The 21,831-nt window shown below is 29.4% G+C and carries 23 protein-coding genes and 1 riboswitch; of the genes, 19 read left to right on the forward strand and 4 right to left on the reverse strand.

The window, feature by feature from the left end; all coding sequences use genetic code 11:
- Positions 1 to 73 precede the first annotated feature (73 nt).
- The 3 genes from IC175_RS11505 to IC175_RS11515 all read right to left on the reverse strand — a co-directional run bounded on the left by IC175_RS11505 (position 74) and on the right by IC175_RS11515 (position 2,555).
- A complete protein-coding gene (locus tag IC175_RS11505) occupies positions 74 to 382 on the reverse strand; it encodes a DUF1540 domain-containing protein (RefSeq protein WP_021385244.1) in 309 nt (102 codons plus the stop codon).
- 61 nt (positions 383 to 443) lie between these two features.
- Positions 444 to 872 carry a hypothetical protein gene (locus tag IC175_RS11510; RefSeq protein ID WP_227432661.1) on the reverse strand — a complete coding sequence of 143 codons (429 nt, stop codon included), beginning with the start codon at positions 870 to 872 and terminating at the stop codon, positions 444 to 446.
- 225 nt (positions 873 to 1,097) lie between these two features.
- Positions 1,098 to 2,555, reverse strand: a complete 1,458-nt coding sequence (locus IC175_RS11515) for a carbon starvation protein A (RefSeq protein ID WP_227432662.1) — start codon at positions 2,553 to 2,555, stop codon at positions 1,098 to 1,100.
- A gap of 419 nt (positions 2,556 to 2,974) precedes the next feature.
- On the opposite strand from IC175_RS11515, the gene nadA reads away from it, so the two are divergent.
- The 12 genes from nadA (at position 2,975) to saoL (ending at position 12,666) form a co-directional block, all read left to right on the forward strand.
- The gene (gene nadA / locus IC175_RS11520) at positions 2,975 to 3,889 is read left to right on the forward strand and encodes a quinolinate synthase NadA (protein WP_227851533.1); all 915 of its coding nucleotides are present in this window, start codon (positions 2,975 to 2,977) and stop codon (positions 3,887 to 3,889) included.
- A gap of 12 nt (positions 3,890 to 3,901) precedes the next feature.
- Positions 3,902 to 5,203 carry an L-aspartate oxidase gene (locus IC175_RS11525; protein WP_227432664.1) on the forward strand — a complete coding sequence of 434 codons (1,302 nt, stop codon included), beginning with the start codon at positions 3,902 to 3,904 and terminating at the stop codon, positions 5,201 to 5,203.
- The gene (gene nadC, locus IC175_RS11530; RefSeq protein WP_227830722.1) at positions 5,184 to 6,020 is read left to right on the forward strand and encodes a carboxylating nicotinate-nucleotide diphosphorylase; all 837 of its coding nucleotides are present in this window, start codon (positions 5,184 to 5,186) and stop codon (positions 6,018 to 6,020) included. Before IC175_RS11525 ends, nadC begins: the two co-directional genes overlap by 20 nt.
- A 306-nt stretch (positions 6,021 to 6,326) precedes the next feature.
- Positions 6,327 to 6,659, forward strand: a complete 333-nt coding sequence (gene saoD / locus IC175_RS11535; RefSeq protein ID WP_227824140.1) for a DsrE-related protein SaoD — start codon at positions 6,327 to 6,329, stop codon at positions 6,657 to 6,659.
- Positions 6,660 to 6,746: 87 nt separating this feature from the next.
- Complete coding sequence (saoT, locus tag IC175_RS11540; RefSeq protein WP_255613171.1) at positions 6,747 to 7,004, forward strand: thioredoxin-like (seleno)protein SaoT; 258 nt, start codon at positions 6,747 to 6,749, stop codon at positions 7,002 to 7,004.
- Positions 7,005 to 7,030: 26 nt separating this feature from the next.
- A complete protein-coding gene (saoE, locus tag IC175_RS11545; protein ID WP_227482810.1) occupies positions 7,031 to 8,116 on the forward strand; it encodes an efflux transporter SaoE in 1,086 nt (361 codons plus the stop codon).
- Entirely contained in the window at positions 8,109 to 8,567 is a 459-nt protein-coding gene (gene saoC, locus IC175_RS11550) for a Cys-Cys-COOH (seleno)protein SaoC (protein ID WP_227851534.1), read from the forward strand. Before saoE ends, saoC begins: the two co-directional genes overlap by 8 nt.
- Before the next feature lie 35 nt (positions 8,568 to 8,602).
- Positions 8,603 to 9,691 carry an ABC transporter substrate-binding subunit SaoX gene (gene saoX / locus IC175_RS11555; RefSeq protein ID WP_227851535.1) on the forward strand — a complete coding sequence of 363 codons (1,089 nt, stop codon included), beginning with the start codon at positions 8,603 to 8,605 and terminating at the stop codon, positions 9,689 to 9,691.
- A gap of 4 nt (positions 9,692 to 9,695) precedes the next feature.
- Positions 9,696 to 10,493 carry an ABC transporter substrate-binding (seleno)protein SaoB gene (gene saoB / locus IC175_RS11565; RefSeq protein WP_255612854.1) on the forward strand — a complete coding sequence of 266 codons (798 nt, stop codon included), beginning with the start codon at positions 9,696 to 9,698 and terminating at the stop codon, positions 10,491 to 10,493.
- Positions 10,454 to 11,260, forward strand: a complete 807-nt coding sequence (gene saoP / locus IC175_RS11570) for an ABC transporter permease subunit SaoP (protein ID WP_255606496.1) — start codon at positions 10,454 to 10,456, stop codon at positions 11,258 to 11,260. Before saoB ends, saoP begins: the two co-directional genes overlap by 40 nt.
- Positions 11,260 to 12,012, forward strand: coding sequence for an ABC transporter ATP-binding protein SaoA (saoA, locus tag IC175_RS11575; RefSeq protein WP_227482806.1), 753 nt, complete (start codon positions 11,260 to 11,262; stop codon positions 12,010 to 12,012). The genes saoP and saoA overlap by 1 nt, the downstream gene beginning before the upstream one ends.
- 12 nt (positions 12,013 to 12,024) lie before the next feature.
- Positions 12,025 to 12,666, forward strand: a complete 642-nt coding sequence (saoL, locus tag IC175_RS11580) for a MerB-like organometallic lyase SaoL (protein ID WP_255606497.1) — start codon at positions 12,025 to 12,027, stop codon at positions 12,664 to 12,666.
- 127 nt (positions 12,667 to 12,793) lie between these two features.
- On the opposite strand, the gene yidA is transcribed toward saoL, so the two are convergent.
- A complete protein-coding gene (gene yidA / locus IC175_RS11590) occupies positions 12,794 to 13,615 on the reverse strand; it encodes a sugar-phosphatase (protein ID WP_227432677.1) in 822 nt (273 codons plus the stop codon).
- A gap of 506 nt (positions 13,616 to 14,121) precedes the next feature.
- Here yidA and IC175_RS11595 point away from each other — a divergent pair.
- The 7 genes from IC175_RS11595 (at position 14,122) to grdB (ending at position 21,665) form a co-directional block, all read left to right on the forward strand.
- Positions 14,122 to 15,816 carry a M3 family oligoendopeptidase gene (locus IC175_RS11595; protein WP_227851536.1) on the forward strand — a complete coding sequence of 565 codons (1,695 nt, stop codon included), beginning with the start codon at positions 14,122 to 14,124 and terminating at the stop codon, positions 15,814 to 15,816.
- A 319-nt stretch (positions 15,817 to 16,135) separates the two neighbouring features.
- A riboswitch (glycine riboswitch) is annotated at positions 16,136 to 16,246 on the forward strand.
- 103 nt (positions 16,247 to 16,349) lie between these two features.
- Positions 16,350 to 16,721 (forward strand): GrdX family protein, encoded by a 372-nt coding sequence (locus IC175_RS11600; protein ID WP_227432679.1) that lies wholly within the window; start codon positions 16,350 to 16,352, stop codon positions 16,719 to 16,721.
- A gap of 97 nt (positions 16,722 to 16,818) precedes the next feature.
- A complete protein-coding gene (gene trxB, locus IC175_RS11605) occupies positions 16,819 to 17,766 on the forward strand; it encodes a thioredoxin-disulfide reductase (protein ID WP_227432680.1) in 948 nt (315 codons plus the stop codon).
- A gap of 76 nt (positions 17,767 to 17,842) precedes the next feature.
- The gene (gene trxA, locus IC175_RS11610) at positions 17,843 to 18,160 is read left to right on the forward strand and encodes a thioredoxin TrxA (protein ID WP_227432681.1); all 318 of its coding nucleotides are present in this window, start codon (positions 17,843 to 17,845) and stop codon (positions 18,158 to 18,160) included.
- Positions 18,161 to 18,428: 268 nt separating this feature from the next.
- Positions 18,429 to 19,715: a glycine/sarcosine/betaine reductase component B subunit gene (locus tag IC175_RS11615; RefSeq protein ID WP_227482802.1), complete on the forward strand. Its 1,287-nt coding sequence runs from the start codon at positions 18,429 to 18,431 to the stop codon at positions 19,713 to 19,715.
- A 134-nt stretch (positions 19,716 to 19,849) separates the two neighbouring features.
- Positions 19,850 to 20,323: a glycine/sarcosine/betaine reductase complex selenoprotein A gene (gene grdA / locus IC175_RS11620; protein ID WP_227432683.1), complete on the forward strand. Its 474-nt coding sequence runs from the start codon at positions 19,850 to 19,852 to the stop codon at positions 20,321 to 20,323.
- A 31-nt stretch (positions 20,324 to 20,354) separates the two neighbouring features.
- On the forward strand, positions 20,355 to 21,665 hold the full coding sequence (gene grdB / locus IC175_RS11625; RefSeq protein WP_227432684.1) for a glycine reductase complex selenoprotein B: 1,311 nt from the start codon (positions 20,355 to 20,357) through the stop codon (positions 21,663 to 21,665).
- The last annotated feature ends 166 nt before the right edge of the window (positions 21,666 to 21,831 follow it).

Genomic DNA, 21,831 nt, shown 5'->3' on the forward strand with positions numbered 1-21,831 from the left:
CTTTTAAAAGGTATCTGTTTTATAGGTTCCATTTTATTTTTTATAAATACTAAATAGTTAAGTATCAATGAAATTATTTCATTTCAAAAGTTTCACAGCTTGCATTTCCTGAGTTTATATGAACTTTTTCAGCCTTGCAAAGTTCATTCTTGTTGTATTTACATTTTACAGCTTCACAATGAATATTATCTGTATCAACTTGGTTAGTGTCATTAGAACGACTAGTTATACCAGATGTATATTTGTCTTCAAAAGAAGCACAGTAAGTATTTCCTGTAGTAGTTGCTTGCATTCCATCTACTTTTATGCTACCAGCATAACAATATCCACTAGTATTATAAGCACAGTTAGTAGCATCACAATTTAAATTATTATTTTTCATAAATAACCTCCTAAGTTTTTTATTTAAACTTATTATGTGAAGTTATTTGAATTTTATACACTTATTTACAATTACATTTCTTACATTTAACAATTATATCTTCAGAAGTTTCTCTTCCTAAATTTTTATTAATATGATACACATCAATATTTTCAGTTGAACCACATATAGAACATTTAAAGTTGTTCTCTAGTAAAGTTCTTTCTCTAAACAACTTCCAGTACATAGAATTAATATAATCATTATAGTTTACCTTAAGGCATGTCTCAAGAAAGTTTATGTATAGATTGTCTAAATCTCCTGTATTTAAGTCTGTATATTCTGGCTCAAAATATTCACAACATCCTCTAAAATCAGGTTTGGTATCTGAAATAACACATTTAATATCATATCTGTAATCTAGGCTAGGCCCCTTCAATGAAAGGTGTGTACAAAAAGAACAAGATGTTTCTGGTAAATTTTTTTCTAGTTCATGTAATTTATTATTCATAAGTATTCCTCCAAAAAATTATTTTGAGTATATAAACAATGTAGATTATTTTAAATCTTTTATTTATTTATATTAAATATATAGGATAAATATTCCAATAAAAGGTGGCTGTTTATTTATTAATGTATTTAATAAGAAAGAGGCTAATCTCTATTTTGAGACAGCCTCTTTTTATTGAGTTATTTAAAATTAAAAGTTTTAATAAAAATCTAATAATATTTATATTTAGCTAGCTAGATTTGTATCCGTTTTGCTTTTTAGTTTTCTGCCATAGTATACAGTTAAAACAGCATACAAAACAGTAAAAATGGTAGCTAAAATATATGATATATTTATACTTAAGTTAAATCCAATTTGAGCATTGAATATATAACTAGAAATTACAAAAGAATAAAACATACCTGGGATTAAGCTTATGATATAATTTTTTTCTTTTATTATAAGATAAACTGTAATCATAGCAAAGGCGAATATAGCAATAGTTTGGTTACTCCAAGAGAAATATCTCCATAATATATTAAATCCAGAAGTGCTAAGTTTTGCAAATATAAGGATGGCTATAACAGGAATAAATATACAGATTGATAATATAACACGATGTTTCTTTTCTTTTTGGTCATAATGGAAATAATCTGCAAGCATTAATCTTAAAGATCTTAAAGCTGTATCTCCAGAAGTTATTGGTAAAACAATAACACCTATTATAGCTATAATACCACCAACAGAACCAAGTAAGTCTCTAGCAACTAAACCTATTACATCAGGAGAACCTATTAATTCACTAGGTATTCCTTTATTGTAAATACCCATAGCAGCTGCCGCCCAAATCATGGCAATTAAACCTTCCAAAATCATCATATTATAAAAAGTGCTTCTACCTTCTTTTTCATTTGAAACTGATCTTGCTATAAGAGTAGCTTGAGTTGAGTGGAATCCAGAAACAATACCACAAGCAACTGTAACAAAGAATGTAGGGATAAGAGGAATTCCATTAGGATGGATACCTTTCCAATTTGCTAGGCTTAAATTGGCTAAGTCATAACCCTGTGTAAATATTCCAATTCCAACACCAGCAGCAGATAAAAGTAGAATGGCTCCAAATATTGGATATATTTTTCCTATTATTTTATCAATTGGAAATAGTGTTGCACATAAATAATATACAAAGATGATTCCATAAACTATCCAAACGACTGGATTATTGATAGTTGATTTCATATTTAGAATTTGAGTAACTACCAAATCTCCAGGTGTATAAATAAAAACTGCACCAACCAAAAGCATTAATAAGCAAAGGAAGATATTATAAACTTGAAAGACCTTATTACCTAAAAATCTGCTGATAAGAGAAGGCATCTGTGCTCCTTTTTCTCTTATACTAATCATTCCACTCATATAGTCATGTAAAGCTCCTCCTAATACACAACCAATAGGAATTAGTATAAACGCAATTGGACCAAATAAAATACCTTGTATAGGTCCTAAAATCGGTCCTGTACCAGCTATATTAAGCAACTCAATAAGACTATTTTTCCATTTTTTCATTGGAACATAGTCTACTCCATCACTCTGAGCAAGTGCAGGTGTTTTTCTGTCATCTGGGCCAAATACTTTTTCACAATAAGCGCCGTATAAAGCACCTCCTATTAGTAAAATAGCCAAACCAATTAAGAATGTTGTCATAACATCACCCCATTTATAAAATTTTTTGGATTCTGTATACATATTGTCTGAATGTGTAAGTTTTTATAAGATTTTATACTTAAAACACTTACAAATTCTATAAAGTATTAAAACTAATATAATTTCAGAAATAAATACATATACATAATCATGCACTTAGTATACAGGTATTTGGAAAAAAATTCAATATTATAACAAGAAAGAATATAAAAAATATTCTGATAATATTCTACAAAAAATTAAAAAATACAAAAAAAATAATTTAAATAGAGGTAAAAAAATGATAAATTAATTGATAGTGTAAGTGTCTATATCTTAACAATATTAAGAGGTCTAAAATTCTTGAAGAAAAAATAGTCAAGTGATATAATGAATTTACAGGTGTATATACACTAGTACATATAGAAAGCGGTGCAATTATGGATAAAGATTTAACATATCAAATCAAAGAGCTAAAGAAAGAAAAAAATGCAATAATACTTGCTCATTTTTATCAACCACCAGAAATACAAGAATTAGCAGATGCAGTTGGAGATTCGTATTACTTAAGTGAAATTGCTAGAGATTGTAAAGAAGAAGTGGTTGTATTTTGTGGTGTGAGATTTATGGGAGAAAGTGCTAAGATATTATCACCTGAAAAAACTGTATTGATGCCAGTAAGTAACGCTGGATGTGCTATGGCAGATATGGTAGATGAAGAAGGCGTGATAAAACTAAAACAACAGTATCCAAATGCTTTGGTTGTATGTTATATAAACTCTACAGCTAAAGTTAAAGCACATTGTGATGTTTCAGTTACATCATCTAGTGCAATTAAAATATTAGAAAACATAGATAATAAAGAAATTATATTCCTCCCAGACAAGAACCTAGGAGGATATATTGCAGAAAAATTCCCTAATAAAGAATTTATATTTTGGGATGGATATTGTAAATATCACAACAATATAAAAGTTGCAGAAATAATTGAATTAAAAGAAAAGTATAAAGATGCAGAAGTATTGGTACATCCAGAATGTAAAAAAGAAATAAGAGACTTAGGTGATTATGTAGGTAGTACATCAGGAATAATAAAATATGCTACTGACAGCAAAAATAAAGATTTTATAATAGCAACTGAAGAGGGTATCTTACATGAATTAAAGAAAAACAATCCTAATAAAAATTTTTATATTCCTGGTGGAAGAATACTATGTACAGATATGAAAAAAACAACATTAGAGAATTTGTATAGTACTCTTAAAAATATGGAAAACGAAGTTATTGTAGAAGATGAAATTATGGAAAAGGCTTTAAATTCACTGCTTAATATGCACAGATTAGCAGAAGGATAGAGGGATAGACTTATGAATTTAGAACAGGATGTTTTAATAATTGGAAGTGGTGTTTCGGGACTATATTGTGCATTAAATTTGGATAAAAATTTAAATGTGTTAGTAGTATCAAAATCTACAATTGAAAACAACAATACATATCTTGCACAAGGAGGAATTTCAACTGCTAGAAATATTGATGATATAGAATCTTTTGTAGAAGATACAATGAAGGCTGGTCAGTATAAAAATAGGGTTGAAGCAGTCAAAGTTCTTGCAGATGAATCTATAGAAAATGTAGGTCAAATAGTAGACTATGGTATGCCTTTAGACAAAGAAAATGGAGAGATAGACTATACAAGAGAGGGAGCTCATAGCGTAAATAGAATAGTTCATAGCAAAGATAATACAGGAGAAGTTGTTTTTAAGACTCTATTAAAAGAAGCTAAAACTAGGGAAAATATAACTCTTATAGAAGATGCTTATCTTTTAGATATATTAAAAGATGGTAATAAGTGTATAGGAGCTAGAATTTTTAAGTCTCAAAAAGAAATTCATATCTTTTCAAAGGTAGTAGTTTTAGCTACAGGTGGAATTGGTGGACTTTTTAAAAATTCTACGAATCAAAGACACCTTACAGGAGATGGAATTGCTATAGCATTAAGAAATAATATTAAAATAGAAAATTTAGAATATATTCAAATACACCCAACAGCTTTCTATGAAGAAAATAGTGAAGGTAGAAGGATGCTTATATCTGAATCTTTGAGAGGAGAAGGGGCTAAACTTTTAAACAAAAACAAAGAAAGATTTGTAGATGAACTTCTTCCAAGAGATGTAGTTTCAAAAGCTATTTTTGAACAAATGGAAAAAGATGATTTGCCTTATGTATATTTAGATGCAACACACTTAGATAGTGAATATTTAATTAATAGATTTTCTTTTATATACAATGAATGTTTAAATAGAGGAACAGATATAACCAAAGAATATATAAAAGTATCTCCTGCACAACATTATTTTATGGGAGGGATACATGTTGATTTAGATTCAAAAACATCTATGGAGAATCTATATGCAGTGGGTGAAATTAGTTGTACAGGTGTTCATGGAGCTAATCGACTAGCAAGTAATTCACTACTTGAAGGTCTTGTATTTTCAAAAAGAGCAGCTAAAAATATAAACTCAGTTATAGGTAGTATAGAAGTGAAGTTTATAGAAGTAGCAAATATAGAGGTGGATGTAGAAAAAATAAAGGAAGAGAATAAAATATTAGTTATAAAAGAAATAGAAAGAACAAGTGAGGATTTTGGCGATGAATTATTTGATTATTGATAAAATGATACAAGATGCTTTAATAGAAGATGTTCCAAGTGAGGATATAACAACTAATTCTATTGTAGATGAAAATTCTAAGTCTACTGTAGATTTAATTTGTAAACAAGATGGTATAATAGCGGGTTTAGGTGTGTTTAAAAGGGTTTTTGAAATACTTGGAGATGTAGAGGTAGATTTGTATAAAAATGATGGCGATAGGGTAAATAATGCAGAAAAGATAGCTGTATTAACTGGAAATACTAGAAACTTACTTGTGGGAGAACGTGTAGCGTTAAATTATTTACAAAGAATGAGCGGAATAGCTACTGCTACAAGTATGTATGTGGAAAAACTTGAAGGTACAAATACTAAACTATTGGATAGTAGAAAAACAATACCTAATCTTAGAATTTTAGACAAATATTCTGTAAAAGTAGGTGGAGGATGCAATCATAGATTTAATTTATCTGATGGAATATTACTTAAAGATAATCATATTGGAGCTGCAGGTGGCGTCAAAAACGCAGTTGAATTAGCTAGAAAAAACACATCTTTTGTCAGAAAAATAGAGGTAGAAGTGGAAACTCTAGAAATGGTAAAAGAAGCTATAGAAGCTAAAGCAGATATAATAATGTTAGATAATATGAATTTGGAGACAGCAAAAAAGGCTATAGAAATGATAAATGGGAGAGCAGTTGTAGAGTTTTCTGGAAATGTAAATTTAGATACAATAGAATCTATAGGAAAAATTGGTGTTGATGTTGTCTCTGTGGGAGCGCTTACACACTCAGTGAAAGCACTTGATATAAGTATGAAAAACTTAAGAAATATATAAGACAGGACTAAAATAAATTTAATAAAAAAGTATTGAATAGATTTAATTTAATAATGTGATAAATAATTAAAATAGATTACTTAAATAAGCTAGATAAATTTAAGTAATCTATTTTTTATTTATTAAAGTTAACCAAAATGATGAAATAATCAAAAAATAATTAAATAAATATAGAAAAACACTATATTTCTATTGGATAATATTGTTATTATCTATTTTACAGATAAATACGAATAAACTTATAATATAATTACATATGTAAAATTTTGTATAAAATTTAGATAAAAAAGTATAGGGGGAATAAAAATGAAAGTAGCTTATATTTTTAGTAGTACTAACGCACATAAAATTCTAGACAAAATGATAATACCACAATTAGAACAAGGAACTCATGGGGTAGATGTCCTAGGTATGTTTTTCTTTATGGATAATACCTTATTTTTGTCTAAAGGTAACCCAGTGGGAGAAAGATTAAGTAAATTACATGAAAAGACAGATATGATAATAATGGCTTGTGACCAGTGTGCTATGGAAAGAGGGATAGAGGATAAGTTGGTCGATGGAGCTACAATTGGATGTTTCCCAAATTTATATGCTTGTTTAGGTGGTGCAGGTATAGACCAAGTTATAACATTATAAAATCTTGCGGAATACAATCCATAGAAAAAATTTTTCTGTGGATTATTTTAAGTAAAAGATAAATTGTTTAGAGTAGGGGATGAACAAATGTCTAAAATTTTAGTTGAATTCATAAATACTTGACCATCTTGTGATGAGCATGGAGTGTTTATAAAAAAAATTTCTGAGAAGTATACTGACAAGTTAGAAGTAAAACTTTACCAAGCAGGTAAAGATTTCTCATATGTCAAGAAGTATGGAATCATAACAAAAGGAACCTTAATAATAAACCAAAAAAAGAAGTATGATAGATTAAACAAAGATAACATTGAAAAGGCAATAGTAGAAGCTATAAATAATAGTTAAAAGTTTAAAAATTAGGAGCAGTAAAAATGAATATATTAGAAATTGTTTTAAGTGGAGTGAAAAACACTGTGGTAGCTTCTATAGTTACACTAAATGGAGCATCAGGATGGCTTATGATAAGTTTTATATTGGCAGGAGTTCTTCACAATGTTTTAACACCAAAAAGGTTTCAAAAGCAACTTGGAAATAAGAAGTTTTCTTCTCTGATTAAAAGCACTATTTCAGGAATGTTTTTACCAATTTGTAGTTGTGGCGTAATACCATTGGGCATAAGTATGTACTATTCGGGAGCATACTTAGGGCCAGTACTTGCCTTTATGACATCAACTCCAATAATAAATCCAATAGCTGTAGTTCTTTGTTTAGGTCTTTTGGGACCTAAAATTACAATCATTTATCTTATATCTGGATTTTTAGTACCATTTTTAGTAGGAGTTTTGGGGAATACCTTTGGAAAAGAAGAATTATTTTTGCAAAATGACTCAGATGAAGAAGCTATAGAATTAGAAGAAGAAAAGAGAAGCTTTATAGAAAATATGGTTGATGGGCTTAAATGGTCCTTTGGAGAGTTAGCACTTACTATTAGTAAATATGTAATAATGGGAATGCTTTTTGCGGGATTTATAACAACAATTTTTCCAAATAGTATAATTCAAAAATACTTAGGAAATCCAGGTTTACTATCTCTTGGAAGTATATCAATACTTGCATGTGTTATGTATGTATGTGCTGTAGGACATATTCCATTTATAGCAGCCCTTGTTGCAAGTGGAGCATCTCCTGGGATAGCGATAACATTTTTGATAGCTGGTGCAGCGACAAACTTACCAGAACTTATAAGTATGTGTAAACTTATTGGAAAAAGAACTGTTGTTATATATTCAGTTACACTAACACTCTGTTCAATAATAATAGGTTATATAACCAATTTACTTTTGGCAAACAACAATACTGTGAATTTAGAGACAACAAATTCTTCAATACAATTAGCAAATAAACTAATGTTAAATATACCAGATAGTTTTGAATATATATGCACTATTTTGATTATTTTATTTGCACTTAAAGCAGTAATACCAAAGATGAAAGAGGTCATAGGAAATCATGCTTAAAAAGGTAGTTATAATATCATGTGTAGTAATTGCATTAATAGTCTTATCAAGTGTAGTAGATGATAACCTTAAACAAAATGACTCTATTCCAAATGTAAATCAAGAAACATTAACATATTTCAAGAAAAATCATAAGGAAGATATAATAACCTGTGCTGAAGAAGACTTAAATAATGATGGAAAAAAAGATTTAGTAGTTATATATAAAAAAGGTAATAATTCAAATGAAATGGCAGTGGTAGTTTCTGATGCGGAGAGCCATTATATAACAAAACCAATACCAGCACCTATAGAGAATCAAACTATAACTTTTAAAAATATTGATGAGAAGCCACCAATAGAAGTAATAGTGTCAGGTTCTAAAAATGGCAATGTAGGATACTCTATTTATAGAGTAGAGGGTAAAAAACTTGTCGATTTATTTGGAGAAGATATGGACAAGTGTTGCTAAAAATAAAAATAATACATAAAAGAGGGGAAATTGAAATGAAAGTATCTAAAAAGATTCAAGCATTAATCTTAGTTAGTGCAGTGGGGGCATCTATATTAACTGGATGTAGCAGTAAACCAAAGGAAGAGGGGAAAAAAGCTGGAAAAGATGATTATGCGATAGCAGTAGGGTATTATAATTGTGACCATATGACAGCTGGACCAGTAGCAGAAGCAGCAGGAATATATAAAGATTTAGGTCTTAATGTAAAAACTGTTGGGAATGGTAAAGTTCCTGAAGCAATGGCAGCAGGTAAGATGGATGCTGGTTATATAGGAACAAAGGGTCTAGTAGGAGCTATACCTAAAGGTTCACCAATAACAATAGCAGCAAATAATCACACTGGTGGGTCTGAATATTTAATAGTTTCAAATGATATAAAAGAACCTAAGGATTTAGTGGGCAAAAAAATTGCAACAGATATGAGTGATTTCTTATGGATAAGTGATTATGGTCCAGAAACAGGTTTACCAACTGACCCATCAAAATATGAAGTTGTAAATATGGATTCAGATAAAGATAAATATTTAGCTCTTAAAACTGGAAAGATACAAGCATTTACATCTTGTGACCCTTGGGGTTCTGTAGCTGAAAATGATGGAGTAGGAAAAATAATAGCATCAACTCAATATAAAGAAAAAGCTAATAATAAAGAATATAACTGTTGTTCATTCTCATTAAATAAAAACTTTATAAAAGAGCACCCAGACTTAGCAAAAAAATTGGTTTTAGCTCATACTAAAGCAATAGAATATATATATACAAATCCAGCAGAAGCAGCTAAAATATTTGCAAAATATTATAATGTAGAAGAAGAAGTTGCACTTAGAACTATTTATAAAAAGACAGTTGGAGAAGGTAGAACGCTTACTTGGAAAGTTACAGGAGAAGAATACAAAAACAATTTACAAATGTATAAAGATTTAAAGGCATTAGATGAGATACCTAAATATGAAGATACAATTGATACAAGCTTATTAGATTCTTGTGGGGCAGACGACTTTGATAAGTTTATAAAAGAAAAAGTTAATCCCAAATTTCCAGAAGGTATGAGTTATGAAGATTGGAAAGCAAAGGTATTATAAATAAATGGAGAGAATAAAAAATATAATAATACTTTTTGTCATTATTTTAGGAAGTATATTTATAATATTTTTTAATTTTGAAGATAAAGAAGAAATAAAAGGAAAATTAAGAATAGGGGTATCTGATGATACCTCTGGTTTTGTAATAAATTATATGATAAACAAAGATTACTTTGAAAGCATAAAAGTAAGTGATGTAATGGAGACTTTTACAATTAATGATTGCTGAGCAAGTACAATGCAATGGGCTCTGAGTTCAGAGGAAATAGATATAGCAATCATATGTAAAGATGCAGCAAAACAGTATATAAATGCAACTAGTGAGTTTGAAATTGTTGGTACAGTAGTTCAAAATTCAGATATATTTTTATTAAAGAAGAACAATCCTCAAAAAATAGGAATAATTCAAAATAGAAATTATCAATCTGAATTAGTAAAAAAATACTATGAAAATATAAAAGTTTCTCCATTATTAGGGACAGCACTAGCATATGGGCTAGAAAGTAATTTAGTAGATGGTGTTGTAATAGACTGTATAAAAGCAATTGGATTAGAAGGCGAAAAAAAATCTACAGCTAAATTAGGTGACTATGATACCTATGTATTAGTTGTGAATAAGGAGTTTGAGAAAAGCAAGTCGTATAGTGATTTTATAAAACTATACAATAAAAGTGTTGATAATTTAAGGAAAGAAACTATATTTAAAAAAGCATTAAAAGAGTATAAGAATATAAGAAATATAGATATGGAGGAAATAAGAAGTTGGAAATTAAAATTTCTAAAGATAGAGGAGATACAATAGCTAAGAAAAAATCTAAAAGTAGTATGGACATTTTATATAAAATAATACTTTTAGTTAGTATATTTTTAGTCTGGCATTTTGCAGCAAAAGATATAGGGAGTTCTTTATTACTCCCAATGCCAGTAGATGTAATAAAAGGTTTCTTTTACTGTGTGACAGATGTAGAGACAGTGACTAATCTGTTTATAACATTGCAAAGAGTGCTTAAAGGATTTATGTATGCATTATTGTTTGGACTTCCAATAGGATTTATTATGGGATTTTCTAAGACTTTTGAAAAGCTTTTATCTCCAGTAGTAGATTCTGTAAGACAAGTTCCTATAATGGCGTGGGTTCCTCTTACAATAGTATGGTTTGGCATAGGGGATGGTCCAACAATATTTTTAATAGCTTTTTCAGGAGTTTTTCCTATAATTTTAAATACTATTCAAGGTGTAAGAGCAATATCAAAGGATTATTATAATGCAGCTAGAAGTATGGGGGCATCGCCAATTGTAATATTTGCAAATGTAATAGTACCAGCATCTCTTCCAGATATATTGACTGGTTCAAGAATTGCCATAAGTACAGGATGGATGTCTGTTATCTGAGCCGAGTTCATAGCTACGAGTGCCGGTCTCGGTTACTCCATGGTACAAGCTCAGACATTGATGCATACAGATGTATTAATTGGGCTTATGATATTTGCAGCTTTAATAGGATTTATAATAGATAGAGTACTAAAATTTATAAATAAAATCCTTTGTAGATGGAGGTTTGCAGATTAATGAAATTAAGTGTGAGAGATATAAATAAAACATTTGTAAATAGCAAAATACATACAAAGGTTTTGGAAGATATAAGTATAGATATAGAAAATGGTCAATTTGTTTGTCTTTTAGGACCATCAGGATGTGGAAAAACAACTTTACTTACTATAATAGGTGGATTTCAAAAGGCAGAAAGTGGAGATGTCTTTATAAATGATAAAATAGTTAAAAAACCAGGTATAGATAGAGCTTTCATATTTCAAAACTACGCTCTATTTCCTTGGAAGACTATAAGGGGCAATGTTTTATTTCCTATGAAACAGCAGAAAATACCGAAAGAAAAGAGAGAAGAAATGTTGGAAGAGCTTTTGGTTATGTCTGATTTAAAAGGGAAAGAAAATCTGTTTCCTCATCAATTGTCTGGAGGAATGAAACAAAGAGTTGCTATGATAAGAGCTTTAGCCTGTAATCCTGAAGTATTATTAATGGATGAACCACTAGGAGCAGTTGATTTTCAAATGAGACAAAACTTACAAGAAGAACTTGAAAGAATATGGACAAAAAAGAAAATAACTGCATTAATGGTAACTCATGATGTTGATGAAGCTGTATATATGAGTGATAGAGTTATAGTAATGTCAAGGGATAAGGGAAGAATTCTTGACGATATAAATATAGACATTCCAAGACCTAGGGCTAGAGGGAGCCAAGAATATGAAGAATATAAGAATAAATTAACTGACATTTTGTCAAAATGTTATGATGTTTAAAGAGGAGTAGAAATGAGTCAAATAGAAAAATACAATAGTTTAAATGACACACAACGAAAGATAAGAATATCTATTATGGATATGATAATAGATAATTGTTCTAGTGTTACACTTAAAGAAGTAATTGAACATATAAGTATAAATTTAAGCTTAGAAAAAGAATATCTAGAAACTACACTGAACCATTTTATTGATAAAAATATAATGGTTGTTGATGGAGATAGCATAAATTTTATATATCCAGTATCAGCATTACCTACTAATCATAAAGTTACATTAAGTGATAATAGAAGCTTCAGTGCAATGTGTGCTATAGATGCAATAGGAACTTCTTGCACATTTAATCAAGATGTAAGAATAAATTCTATTTGTAGTGCCACAGGTAAAGAAATAGAAATATTTATAAAAGATGAAAAAATTGAATATGTAAACAATCCAGATTTAAGAGTGCTTCATATAAACCTTGATAAGCATTCAAATTGGGCAGCAAGTTGCTGAAATGTAATGAATTTCTTCTGGACGAAGAATGATTTTGATGCATGGACAAAAGAAGCTGGATTATCAGATGATGAAGATATATATTGCTTGGACATTAATGAAGCAATAGTAGAATCGTATAAAATATTTAAACTTGAACAAAAAGTATTAGTATAGGAATGTACCTATCAAAAACTAAAAATATCCTTTAGACAAAATATCCATACAATATACACTATTAGTATTTAACATATATATGAGATGTATTTAAATCTAAAGGGATATTTTTAGTTTTTATAGATATTTAGATAGCTTTATTAAGTATATATTTGTTTATAACCTTTGCAACTCCATTTTCATTGTTGGTATCAGTAACATAATCAGCAATTTCTTTTATGCTACTACGTGCATTTCCCATAGCCACACCAAGCCCTGCATATTTTATCATATGTTGGTCATTTTCTTCATCACCAACAGCAATAGCATTTTCTATAGGTATATTTAGATTATTACATAATGTTTGAAGTGCAGTACCCTTATTAGTAGTTTTACCTAAAAATTCTAAATAAAAGGGAGCAGACCTTACTATAGTATATCTATTGAATAAATTCTTAGGAAGTTGTTTTATAATTTCTTCTAATCTTTCTGGTTCATCAACTATCATAACCTTACAGATTTTAATAGATTTATCAATTTTATCTTTATGTATATATTTAACTTCTATATCATTCAATTTAGCTTCATGAAGTGTGTACTTACCAGGAATTTCGTTTGGAGTAACTAAATTTGTCATGGTATTTATGTGTATTTTGGTATTATATTTTTTGCAAACATTGTTGTATATAAAATCAAAGTCGTCTAAAGTCATCTCTACATTATGTATTATTTTTTCACTTTTAACCTCTTGAATCATAGCTCCATTGAAGCATATAACATAATCACCTTCATCTGTTAGATTTAATTGATTTAAAAGTCCTTTGACACCAGGAAGGGGTCTACCTGTTGTTATAACTACTTTAGCTCCAGCTTTCTTTGCTTCTTGAATAGATTCAAATACTTCAGGAGTAACTTTTCTTTTTGTATTTAATATTGTTCCATCAATATCTAGTGCGATTAATTTGTACATATCAACCTCCAGTAATTTATATCCTCAATTTCCTAATGAAAACGTTGACACAACTAGTGTTGAACAAAATTTCAGTAGAAAATTTAATGTGTATATTATTATACCAAGAGATAAGCAATTTAGAAAGTTTAATAGTATTAATTTTTTGATAAAATTATTACTTATATAACATACTTATGTAAAATTGTATCTTTTATGAGTGTATAAAAGTTAACTATAAAAAATGACATCGTTTGCATTTTGATGTAGAGATAAGCTTATACTATAAAGGTTAATAGTTTTATATGAAAGCTTTATTAAAGTTTGTATAGTAATTAGTTTTATTCTATAAAATATTGTAATTACAATAATCATATGTTATTATTCAACATGATTATAATGTAAATATTACTCAAAATAATAATTTATAAAGTCATAGTAGTATGTAATACATGTAAATAATAGCATGTAATGCATATAAAACTATATTTATAAATAAAGAACAAATTTATAAAGGAGAGTTTTAAATGAAGTTTTCAGAGTTTAAGTATGAAAGACCAAATTATGATAGTATAAAAAAAGAGTTTTTAAAGTGTGTAGAGGAAATAGATAATTCTTGTTGTTATGATGAACAACAAGAAAATATACATAAAATTAATTTTTTGAGAAATAAAATAGAAACGTTGTCAAACATAGCATCTATAAGATACAGTATAAATACTCTTAATAAACTCTATCAAGAGGAAAAAAAATATTGGGACGAATACATGCCTTTATATGAAGAATTAAATTCATATTTTTATAATGTTATAGTAAATTCTAAATTTAAATCTAATTTAAAAAAAGAATTTGGAGAACAATTTTTTACAATAGTGGATTATTCTTTAAAAAGTTTTTCTAAAGAGATAATAAAGGAATTACAAGAAGAAAATAAATTGTGTTCAGAGTATACTAAACTTTTAGCATCTGCACAGATAATGTTTGAAGGAGAAGAGAGAAACTTATCTGGAATGGGAATGTTTATGTGTTCTAAGTCTAGAAAAACAAGGGAATTAGCGAATAAGGCATATTATAATTTCTTTGAAGAAAATGAACCTAAATTTGATGATATATTTGATAAATTAGTTAAACTGAGAGATAAAATAGCAAAAAAACTAGGTTTTAAAAACTTTGTAGAGCTTGGATATATTAGAATGATGAGAAGTAATTACAGAGAAGATAGGATTGAAAATTTTAGAAAACAAGTATTAAAATATATTGTACCACTGGCTGATGAACTTTATGAAAAGCAAGCTAAGAGAACCGGTCTAGAATCTTTGAGTTACATAGATGAAGGCTTAGAATTTTTAACAGGAAATCCAACGTTAAAGGGCAATTCAGAATACATAATTGAAAATGGAAAAAGAATGTATGCTGAATTATCTAAAGAAACTGGTGAATTTTTTAATTTTATGTTAGAAAACGAACTTATGGATTTAGAAACAAAGAAAGGAAAAGGGGCTGGTGGGTACTGTACTTATATACCAGACTACAAGTCGCCATTTATTTTTTCTAACTTTAATCAAACATCTGATGATATAGATGTATTGACACATGAGGTAGGTCATGCATTTCAATTGTATATGTCCAGATGGATTGAAATGCCAGAGATTAATTTTCCTACACTGGATAGTTGCGAAATTCATTCAATGAGTATGGAATTTATAACATGGCCATGGATGGAGTTATTTTTTAAGGAAGACACAGATAAATACAAGTTTACTCATTTATCATCTGCAATTAAATTTATACCTTATGGAGTAGTTGTTGATGAATTTCAGCATTATATTTATAAAAATCCTAATATTGACAAATCAAAAAGAAAAGAAATATGGAGGTTTTTAGAGAAAAAATACTTACCACATAGAAAGTATGATGATAATTCTTTTTTAGAACGAGGTTGCTGGTGGTTTAAACAAGGTCACATATTTAAAAATCCTTTTTACTATATAGATTATGCATTAGCTCAAATTTGCGCATTACAATTTTGGAAAAAAATGATTAAAGACAAAGACTCTGGATGGAATGACTATATAAACATCTGTAAAGTAGGTGGAACAAAGTCATTTTTAGATATTGTAAGTATAGGAAATCTATATTCTCCATTTGACAATGATTGTATAAAATCTGTTATAGGTGATGTGAAATCATGGTTTGATGAAATAAATGACATCAATTTGTAAAAAATTATGAGAAATTTGTTCTCCCAGCTTAAGAATTAAAAAAATATATCTTTCTTACAAAAATGATTATGTTTTTAATCAATATGAAATAATAAACCAAAAAAGATTTGTACTTAAAAAAAAAAGAAAATACAGGAAATATGTAATATCAACATTTGGAAAAAAAAGTAAAAATGTATACAAAATACATATAAAAAAACTATTGCAAATTTTATAGAATGTTTATATACTTAAGTCAACAGAGATAGAAAAAAGCTATTTATAAAAATAAAAAGATAAATTGCTAACTTTTCAATTTTCTGAAAATATAATAATCCGGGGGAAGAGTATGGGAGACTGCTTTATAAAAAGCGACCGAAGGGACAAATTTAATCTTACATACCCAGAAGATTAAATGAAATTCTCAGGTAAAGATGACTGTACTTGGACGGGTCTCTGAAAATGATTTTAACAGGGAAGACAAATTGGGAGATTTGTTTTTCCTGTTTTTTATTTATCGAGCAATAAATAAAAATTTGAAAGAGAGTAAAAAAATGATAATAATCACAAATAATCCAAAAGTAAAAGAAGAAGTTCAAGACAGAGAAGTTTTATTTAAAGATACAACTTATATTGGAATCTTAGAAACAAGTAGAGATTTGATACATGAAGGATATGAACTTTTATCTCATCCACTATATGGGAGTGTAAAACCAAATGAGACACCTTATAGAACAGTTATACTAAAACAAGGAAATCGTTTGGATATAAACTCTTTAACCTTAATTGAAGAAGCAATCATAACTGCAAGTAAATTTCAGAATAATAAAAAGACTCCAGCATGGACAGAAAGCGTTCAAGATGACTTTAGAGTAATCGATTATGACATATTTTATAATACAATACAAAGAATGCAGTATGAATAAATGAATTTGTTAAAAAGTTATTAAAATAGCATAAATATTAAATCTGATTTAATATTAAATAAAAATTAAGAAATTTAATTGGGGAGGATAAGTCAAAATGGAAAATGTGTATGACTTAGTAATAATTGGTTCAGGACCAGCAGGGCTTGCAGCAGGTCTTTATGGAGCAAGAGCAAAGTTGAAAACTCTAATCCTAGAAAAAGATAAGACTGGTGGGCAAATTGTAATAACACATGAAATTGCAAATTATCCAGGGTCAGTTCCAAATGCAACAGGACCAAGTCTAATAGCTAGAATGGTTGAGCAATGTAAAGAGTTCGGAGCAGAAATGTTAAGAGACAACATTGTAGATACTGAACTAGATGGAGATATAAAAGTTTTAAAAGGACAAAAGGCAGAATATAGAGCAAAAGCAGTAATAATAGGAACAGGAGCAACACCAAGAAAAATTGGTTGCCCAGGAGAAAAAGAACTTACTGGTAAAGGGGTTTCATATTGTGCAACTTGTGATGCAGATTTCTTTGAAGACTTTGAAGTCTTTGTTGTAGGTGGAGGAGACAGTGCATTAGAGGAAGCAATGTATTTAACTAAGTTTGCTAGAAAAGTAACAATTGTACATAGAAGACAAGGATTTAGATGCGCTAAAAGTGTTGAAGAAAAAGCAAAGGCTAATCCAAAGATAGAGTTTTTACTAGATACAGTAATAGAAGAAATAAAAGGTGATGGAATATTAGAATCAGTTGTATTTAAGAATAAAGTTACTGGAGAAACTCATGAATACTTTGCAGATGAAGAGGATGGAACAATGGGAGTATTTGTTTTCGTTGGATTAGATGCTCAAACTGATTTATTCAAAGGCAAAGTTGATATGGATGAAAAAGGTTACATAATAACTGATGAAGACATGAGAACTAATATACCAGGTGTATTTGCAGCAGGTGATTGCAGATCTAAGACTCTAAGACAGGTTGTAACTGCAACTAACGATGGAGCAATTGCATCTATAGTAGCTGAAAAATATATTGATGAAAAGTTTGAAAACTAAAAAGTTATAAAGTAAAGTTAATGAATAATATTTAAAATATTAAAATAAAATAAAAATTTCAAGGGGGAACATGAAAATGTTAGATTTAGATAAAAGTACTTTTGATGAAGAAGTTTTAAACGCAGAAGGTTTTGTATTTGTTGATTTCTGGAGTGAAGGTTGTGAACCTTGTAAAGCTTTAATGCCAGATGTTCATAAATTAGCTGAAACTTATGGGGATAAAATAAAATTCTGTAAAATGGATACAACAAAAGCTAGAAGATTAGCGATAAAACAAAAAGTATTAGGACTTCCAACTATGGCTATATACAAAGATGGAGAAAAAGTAGACGAAGTTACTAAGGATGATGCTACAATTACTAATATAGAAGATATGATTAAAAAATATCTTTAATATATTGATACAATATTAACAAAAACAAAGAAAAAATCGATTTAAGTCTAGAAGTAAAATAAAAAGGATTTTTATGTCTTAGTTTGTTAAAAAAATAATTTTGGATAAAATATTTTTTTTACGATAAAGAATTTTTAGTAATAAAACAAATATCAAGACATAAAAACACAATATGAAAACATCTTTAAAATAAGTTAGAAAATATTGATATAACTTTGAGAAAAACTCAAATGCATATATACAAAATTAAATAACAGGAGGTGCAAGTATGCGTCTTGAATTAGGGAAAATCTTTATAAAAGATATTCAATTTGGTGATGTAACAGAAGTGAAAGATGGAGTATTATTCATCAATAAGCAAGAGATGCTACAAGAAATTGGTGGAGATGAGCATATTAAGTCTATAGATATAGAATTAGCTCGTCCAGGTGAAAGCATAAGAATAACACCTGTAAAAGATGTTATTGAGCCAAGAGTAAAAGTTGAAGGTAATGGGGGAATATTCCCAGGTATCATGTCTAAGGTTGACACTGTAGGAGAAGGAAAAACTCATGCTTTAAAAGGTGTAGCTGTTGTAACTACTGGAAAGATAGTAGGTTTCCAAGAAGGTATAGTAGATATGACTGGAGAAGGGGCTAAATACACTCCATTTTCTAAATTAAATAATGTAGTAGTAGTAGCTGAACCTATTGATGGTTTAAAACAATACGCTCATGAGAAAGCTGTTAGAATGATAGGATTCAAAGCAGCAATGTATTTAGGAGAAGCAGCAAGAAATCTTACTCCAGACGAAGTTTCAGTGTATGAAACTAAACCTCTTCTTGAGTCAATAAAAGAGTATCCAGAACTTCCAAAAGTAGGATATGTTTACATGCTTCAAACTCAAGGATTATTACATGACACTTATGTATATGGTGTAGATGCAAAACAAATAGTACCAACTTTATTATATCCAACAGAATTAATGGACGGAGCAATTGTAAGTGGTAACTGTGTTTCTGCATGTGATAAAAATCCAAGTTATGTTCATATAAACAATGGAGTTGTTGAAGACTTATATGCAAGACATGGTAAAGATATAAATTTTGTAGGTGTAATTATAACTAATGAAAATGTTTACCTAGCAGATAAAGAAAGATCTTCAAACTGGACTTCTAAGTTATGTAAATACTTAGGATTAGACGCAGTTATAGTTTCACAAGAAGGTTTTGGAAATCCAGATACTGACCTTATAATGAACTGCAAAAAAATAGAAATGCAAGGTGTAAAAACAGTTATAGTTACAGATGAATATGCTGGACGTGATGGAGGTTCTCAATCACTTGCAGATGCAGATGTAAGAGCAGATGCTGTTGTAACAGGTGGAAATGCTAACCAAGTTGTAGTACTTCCTAAGTTAGATAAGGTAATTGGACACTTAGAAGTAGTAGATGTAATAGCTGGTGGTTCTGATGGAAGTTTAAAAGCTGATGGAACTATTGAAGTTGAAATACAAGCTATAACAGGTGCAACTAATGAAACAGGATTTGGTCATTTAACTGCTAAAGGATATTAAGAGTTATTTCATTAAACGATTTAGTAATATCATGATTGAGTAATATCAATTAAAAAGATTGTAAATAAATCTATCAAAACATAATGAATGTTATGGATATATAAATAATTAGAAATATAATGAGGAGGATTATTATGAGTTTACTTAGTAATAAAAAGGTTCTTATAATAGGTGACCGTGATGGTATACCAGGACCTGCAATAGAAGAATGTGTAAAAACAGTAGAAGGAGCAGAGGTTGTTTTCTCATCTACAGAATGCTTTGTCTGAACAGCTGCTGGGGCTATGGACTTAGAAAATCAAAACAGAGTTAAAGAAGCTGCTGATAAATTCGGAGCTGAAAATGTTGTGATTTTACTAGGTGCTGCTGAAGCCGAAGCTGCAGGTCTTGCAGCCGAAACAGTAACTGCGGGGGATCCAACTTTCGCTGGACCACTTGCTGGAGTTGCTTTAGGATTAAGTGTTTACCATGTTGTAGAGGAACAAATGAAAGAATTATTTGATGAAACTGTATATGAAGATCAAATAAGTATGATGGAAATGGTTTTAGAAGTTGAAGAAATAGCAGAAGAAATGTCTGGTATAAGAGAAGAATTTTGCAAATTTTAATGCCTAAAAGCAAAAGGGGTGAAACTAAGAGATGGGAAAACTAAGAGTAGTACATTATATTAATCAGTTCTTTGCTGGTATAGGTGGAGAAGAAAAAGCTGATACTAAGCCACATGTGGCAGAAACTTTACCTCCAATAAGTTTACAACTTGATAAATTATTAGGTGAAGATATTGAAGTAGTTGGTACAGTAGTGTGCGGAGACAGTTATTTCAATGAAAATATAGATAGCGCAAGTGAAGAAGTTTTAGCGATGATAAAAGGTTTTGAACCACAACTTTTTATAGCTGGGCCTGCCTTTAATGCTGGTAGATATGGGGTTGCTGCTGGAACAATAACTAAAGTTGTAAAAGATGCTTTAAGTATACCAGCTTTAACAGGTATGTACATTGAAAATCCAGGTGCAGATATGTTCAAAAAGGATGTTTATGTAGTAGAAACTTCTGATTCTGCAGCAGGTATGAGAAAAGCACTTCCTAAGATAGCTAAACTCGCAATAAAACTTGCTAAAGGTGAAGAAATTGGAACTCCTAAAGAAGAAGGATACATAGCTAGAGGAATAAGAGTTAACTACTTCCATGAAGACAGAGGTTCTAAGAGAGCTGTTGACATGTTAATTAAGAAAATAAAAGGCGAGTCATTTGAAACTGAATATCCAATGCCAAATTTTGATAGAGTTGACCCAAGTAATCCTGTAAAAGACTTATCAAAATGCAAAATAGCTTTAGTTACTTCTGGTGGTATAGTTCCTAAAGGAAATCCAGATAGAATAGAATCTTCTTCAGCTTCTAAATATGGAACTTATTCTATAGCAGGAGTTATGGATTTAACAGAAGAAACTTATGAAACTGCACATGGTGGATATGACCCAGTATATGCAAATTTAGATGCAGATAGAGTATTACCTGTTGATGTTCTTAGAGACTTAGAAAAAGAAGGTGTAATAGGAAAATTACATGAAACTTTCTACACAACTGTAGGTAATGGTACATCTGTTGCAAACTCTAAAAAATATGCTTCTGAAATTGGAGCAGCGTTGGTAGCTGATGGTGTAGATGCAGTAATCTTAACTTCTACATGAGGTACTTGTACTCGTTGCGGTGCAACGATGGTAAAAGAAATAGAAAAAACTGGACTTCCAGTAGTTCATATGTGTACAGTAGTACCTATTTCGTTAACAGTAGGGGCTAACAGAATAGTTCCAACTATAGCAATACCTCATCCACTTGGAAATCCAGCACTTGACCCTACAGAAGAAAAAGCCCTAAGAAGAGGCCTTGTAGAAAAAGCATTAAACGCTTTAACTACAGAAGTAGATGGTCAAACAGTATTTGAAAAATAAAAATAACACACACATATATTATATAGATAAAAATATAAACACACACTAAAAATAAAAAATAACTATACACAAAAAAATAATATAGATTTCATGAATGGGTAAATGTGAGTTATTCATTCATGAAATCTTAAAAAATACCAAAATACATAAAAAAAGAATAAAATAT

The organism is Clostridioides sp. ES-S-0123-01, assembly GCF_020658415.1.
GTDB lineage: Bacteria > Bacillota > Clostridia > Peptostreptococcales > Peptostreptococcaceae > Clostridioides.

Excerpts from the sequence above, each read along its gene's own strand:
- IC175_RS11515 (WP_227432662.1), bottom strand. The coding sequence starts at position 2,555 with ATGACAACATTCTTAATTGGTTTGGCTATTTTACTAATAGGAGGTGCT.
- IC175_RS11615 (WP_227482802.1), top strand. The coding sequence starts at position 18,429 with ATGCGTCTTGAATTAGGGAAAATCTTTATAAAAGATATTCAATTTGGT.
- saoC (WP_227851534.1), top strand. The coding sequence starts at position 8,109 with ATGCTTAAAAAGGTAGTTATAATATCATGTGTAGTAATTGCATTAATA.
- IC175_RS11510 (WP_227432661.1), bottom strand. The coding sequence starts at position 872 with ATGAATAATAAATTACATGAACTAGAAAAAAATTTACCAGAAACATCT.
- IC175_RS11525 (WP_227432664.1), top strand. The coding sequence starts at position 3,902 with ATGAATTTAGAACAGGATGTTTTAATAATTGGAAGTGGTGTTTCGGGA.
- saoE (WP_227482810.1), top strand. The coding sequence starts at position 7,031 with ATGAATATATTAGAAATTGTTTTAAGTGGAGTGAAAAACACTGTGGTA.
- IC175_RS11600 (WP_227432679.1), top strand. The coding sequence starts at position 16,350 with ATGATAATAATCACAAATAATCCAAAAGTAAAAGAAGAAGTTCAAGAC.
- IC175_RS11505 (WP_021385244.1), bottom strand. The coding sequence starts at position 382 with ATGAAAAATAATAATTTAAATTGTGATGCTACTAACTGTGCTTATAAT.
- saoD (WP_227824140.1), top strand. The coding sequence starts at position 6,327 with ATGAAAGTAGCTTATATTTTTAGTAGTACTAACGCACATAAAATTCTA.
- nadA (WP_227851533.1), top strand. The coding sequence starts at position 2,975 with ATGGATAAAGATTTAACATATCAAATCAAAGAGCTAAAGAAAGAAAAA.
- nadC (WP_227830722.1), top strand. The coding sequence starts at position 5,184 with ATGAATTATTTGATTATTGATAAAATGATACAAGATGCTTTAATAGAA.
- trxA (WP_227432681.1), top strand. The coding sequence starts at position 17,843 with ATGTTAGATTTAGATAAAAGTACTTTTGATGAAGAAGTTTTAAACGCA.
- trxB (WP_227432680.1), top strand. The coding sequence starts at position 16,819 with ATGGAAAATGTGTATGACTTAGTAATAATTGGTTCAGGACCAGCAGGG.
- saoX (WP_227851535.1), top strand. The coding sequence starts at position 8,603 with ATGAAAGTATCTAAAAAGATTCAAGCATTAATCTTAGTTAGTGCAGTG.
- yidA (WP_227432677.1), bottom strand. The coding sequence starts at position 13,615 with ATGTACAAATTAATCGCACTAGATATTGATGGAACAATATTAAATACA.
- saoA (WP_227482806.1), top strand. The coding sequence starts at position 11,260 with ATGAAATTAAGTGTGAGAGATATAAATAAAACATTTGTAAATAGCAAA.
- IC175_RS11595 (WP_227851536.1), top strand. The coding sequence starts at position 14,122 with ATGAAGTTTTCAGAGTTTAAGTATGAAAGACCAAATTATGATAGTATA.